Raw genomic sequence first — 3,918 nt, forward strand, 5'->3', positions numbered from 1 at the left:
TTCGACAACAAGTACGGTTGTCGGCATTCGTTGATCGACGGGATCAACCGGGCCACCGATGTGTTGATCGGTGGCAAGACGGCGGTGGTCTTCGGTTACGGCGACGTCGGCAAGGGGTGTGCGGAGTCGCTGCGCGGTCAGGGCGCGCGGGTGATCGTCACCGAGATCGACCCGATCTGTGCGCTGCAGGCGGCGATGGACGGCTACCAGGTCACCACCCTGGACGAGGTCGTGGAAACCGCGGACATCTTCGTCACCACCACGGGCAACAAGGACATCATCATGGCGTCCGACATCGCCCGGATGAAGCACCAGGCGATCGTCGGCAACATCGGTCACTTCGACAACGAGATCGACATGGCCGGTCTCGCCCAGATCCCCGGGATCGTCAAGGACGAGGTCAAGCCGCAGGTCCACACCTGGACCTTCGCCGACGGCAAGGTCATCATCGTGCTCTCCGAAGGCCGCCTGCTCAACCTGGGCAACGCCACCGGCCACCCCTCCTTCGTGATGTCGAACTCCTTCGCCGACCAGACCCTGGCCCAGATCGAACTGTTCACCAAGCCCGAGCAGTACCCCACCGACGTCTACACGCTCCCGAAGCACCTCGACGAAAAGGTCGCCCGCCTCCACCTCGACGCCCTCGGCGTCACACTCACCACCCTGCGCCCCGAGCAGGCCGCCTACATCGGCGTCCCCGTCGAAGGCCCCTACAAGCCCGACCACTACCGCTACTGACACACGCTCGGCGACGGCCCGTGCACTGATACGACGCCGTTCCGGACGCCAGTAGGACCAGGCAGGCCCCCGCACCCCCGTGTCGGGGGCCTGCCCCGTCCAGCTACAGCCCCTGGAAGCCACCCGAGGAACCATGCCCCGCGGCCGTTATTCGCTCCATGACCCGCACGATCACACCTTCCTCGGCGAAGAACACTTCCACTGCGCGCCCGGCCCCTCCGGCTGGCGCTACGTCTCCCAGACCACCACCCCCTCGGGCGACCACCAGGGCTCCGTCGACCTGGCCGTCGACGAGCTAGGTCGCCCCATTCGCCTCGAACTGCACGCCGCGAGCTGGCAGGTCCGCGGTGCGGCCCTGGACGGCGTCACCTGGGTCCGCACGGACCCCACCGGAACCCACGCCACCGAAGGCAATGTGCGCGCCCATGCCTTCACCGGGACGTCCCCCGCGTTCCTCGTCGCCCTCACCCGACTCCTACGCCTCACCCCCGATTCCCCCGAGACCCGCATCAGGCTCGTCGCCTTCACGGACCCGGTCCTCGCCCCTCTCACGGTCGACCAGTCCTGGGCCCTGCTGAGAAGTGAAACGCACGCCACTGACAACGGCCCCTTGACCGTGGACGAGTACCAGGTCAGCGACCTGGGCACGGGCGAACGCCATGCGGTCCACGTCGCCGGAGACGTGGTCCTCGCAGCACCTGGCATCGAACTCGAAGACTTGGAGACCCCGCCCTCGGCCTTCCCCTGACCCGCAGGCTCAGGCGGGCGGCACGAATCCGGTGGCACGCCTCTCGGACGACCCGGTCGGACCACCGACTGGGGGAGGACCGACGGGCGGACCGGAAACCGGCGGAGCAGGGCTTGCCACCGGCCTCGGAGCCACCGCCTCGGTGCCCGATGCCGCAGGGGCCGCCGGCGCGGCACCCGCACGAGCGCTCCCCGACCCCCCGCCCGGCGGCACGAAAGCCCGTCGGGCGTCCCGGGCCTGCCGCTCCGCGACCACCCCGGCCAGATAGACGTCGGCCGGCACCCCCGGCGGCGGTGGCGCACCCGTCCGCGCCACCAGTTCGTCCGCCAGCCGCTCGGCGAGCCGCCGTCCCGCGACCGGGTCCAGCTCACGAGCCCGGGTCAGGTACTGGCGCACCTCCAGCCACAGGGCCTCCGGCACTGCCGAAAGGTCGATCCCGGAGAACCGTCCCACCAGCCACGGCGGAGGCGGGGGCACCGCCCGCACCCGTGCCGCGGGCATCCGCTCCCGCACCACGAGCGTGCCCGCGAAGACGTCCCCGAGGCGCCGCCCCCGCTGGGACACCAACGACGCGACACAGGCGACGACCCCGAACGTCATCAGGATCTCCACGACCCCCATCGCCCCCCGCACCAGCGCGTGCCGGAACCGGATCGGCCCGCCGTCGTCGCGCACCACGCGCAACCCGCAGACGAGCTTGCCCAGGGACCGCCCGTGCGACAGCGTTTCCACCGCGATCGGCGCTCCGACCAGCACCAGCAGGAAGGACGCGATGGACACGGCCATCACGGCCGCTTCGTCCAAGGAGGCCGTGGCGACCGCGAGCCCGAGGGCGACCAGCAGGTACACGACCCCCACCACGACCAGATCGATCAGCACCGCGAGCGTCCTGCTCGGCAGCCGCGCGGGCTGCAATCCCAGAACGACCGCGTCGCCCGTCACCAGCCCACTCACGGCACCGCCCCTCTCCGAGCTCCCCGACCCCGTCGAACGCCAGTCTGCCAAGCTGACCCGCAGCGCGCCGCAGCAGTACGGACCCGTCCACCGCCAGTGCCTGGAGCAGCAGCCGACCATGGACCTCGACGTCTACGTGACCGCCCACCGAGCCGAGTGGGAACGCCTCGACCACCTGCTGCGGCGGGCGGGCAAGCTCACCGGAGCCGAGGTCGACGAACTGGTCTCCCTGTACCAGCGCACGGCGACCCACCTGTCGATCGTGCAGTCGGCTTCCCCGGACCCCCTTCTCACGACCGGGCTCACCCAGCTGGTGGCCCGTGCCCGCGCCGCCGTCGCGGGGACCCGGCGTTCCTCCTGGCGGGACGCGATCGGCTTCCTGGTCGCCGGATTTCCCGCGGCGGTCTACCGCTCCCGCAACTGGTGGGTTCCCACGGCCGTCCTCTCGACCCTGCTCGCCGCACTCATCGGCTGGTGGATCGGGGCCCACCCGGAGGTGCAGGCAGCGATCGGCGCTTCTGCGGACCTCCGGGAGATGACCCGTCCCGGAGGTCAGTACGAGACCTACTACTCCAGCCACCCGGCGAGCTCCTTCGCCGCGCAGGTGTGGACGAACAATGCCCGGGCCGCCGCCATGTGCCTGGTCCTGGGCGCGTTCCTGGGCATCCCGGTCCTGTGGATCCTCTTCGCCAACGTGCTGAACCTCGGCGTGGGCCTCGGCCTGATGTCCTCCGCCGGCCGCCTCGACGTCTTCCTGGGACTGATCCTGCCGCACGGCCTCCTCGAACTGACCGCGGTCTTCGTCGCCGCCGGTACGGGCCTCCGCCTCGGTTGGACCGTCATCGACCCGGGGCCCAGGACCCGCAGGGCCGCCCTTGCGGAGCGGGGTCGCGCGGCCGTCGGCATGGCGATCGGCCTGGCCCTGGTCCTCTTCGTCTCGGGCCTGATCGAAGGCTTCGTCACCCCCTCGGGCCTCCCCACCTGGGCCCGCATCACCATCGGCGTCGCAGCCGAGCTGCTCTTCCTCGCCTATGTCTACGTACTGGGCGGTCGTGCCGCGCGTTCCGGTGACACCGGTGACGTGGGGGAGCCCGACCGCAGCGCCGCCCTCCCCACCGCCGCCTGATGTGCATCCGCCCCCGCCGGGCTGCTAGTCTCCTCCGGTGCCCGCAGAAGCCGTTGACACGGCAGCTGTGGGGAGGTAGATTTAAACGGTTGCCTGGAACTGGACAGTTCGGTAGCAGTCGGATAGAGTCTCACTCACTCCAGCGAGGATTTTGGTTCCGCGGAGTCACTCCGATTCTTATTCGAATCACGAAAGCCACCGATTAGGTCGGCCGAAATGAATCTGATAAAGTCGAAATCGCTTGAAGGCCTCGGAAGGAAATTCGAGACCGGAAAGCACCGAGGAAATCGGGTCGGAAAGATCTGATAGAGTCGGAAACGAAGGAAGCGCCCGGAGGGCCTGGGAACAGGAA

The 3,918-nt window shown here is 69.5% G+C and carries 4 protein-coding genes; 3 read left to right on the top strand and 1 reads right to left on the bottom strand.

What is annotated here, in order from left to right; all coding sequences use genetic code 11:
- Both ACFW2Y_RS34960 and ACFW2Y_RS34965 read left to right on the top strand, forming a co-directional pair.
- Window positions 1–738 (top strand): adenosylhomocysteinase (locus ACFW2Y_RS34960; protein WP_384887530.1); only part of this gene is annotated, 738 nt, incomplete at its 5' end.
- 133 nt (window positions 739–871) lie between these two features.
- Window positions 872–1,486 (top strand): hypothetical protein, encoded by a 615-nt coding sequence (locus ACFW2Y_RS34965; RefSeq protein WP_384887533.1) that lies wholly within the window; start codon window positions 872–874, stop codon window positions 1,484–1,486.
- 9 nt (window positions 1,487–1,495) lie between these two features.
- Here ACFW2Y_RS34965 and ACFW2Y_RS34970 read toward each other — a convergent pair whose 3' ends face one another.
- Complete coding sequence (locus ACFW2Y_RS34970; protein ID WP_384887536.1) at window positions 1,496–2,440, bottom strand: RDD family protein; 945 nt, start codon at window positions 2,438–2,440, stop codon at window positions 1,496–1,498.
- 118 nt (window positions 2,441–2,558) lie between these two features.
- Here ACFW2Y_RS34970 and ACFW2Y_RS34975 point away from each other — a divergent pair, with 118 nt between their 5' ends.
- Entirely contained in the window at window positions 2,559–3,566 is a 1,008-nt protein-coding gene (locus ACFW2Y_RS34975; RefSeq protein ID WP_384887539.1) for a stage II sporulation protein M, read from the top strand.
- Window positions 3,567–3,918: the final 352 nt, after the last annotated feature.

It is taken from the genome of Streptomyces sp. NPDC058877 (assembly GCF_042742855.1).
Classification (GTDB): Bacteria; Actinomycetota; Actinomycetes; order Streptomycetales; family Streptomycetaceae; genus Streptomyces.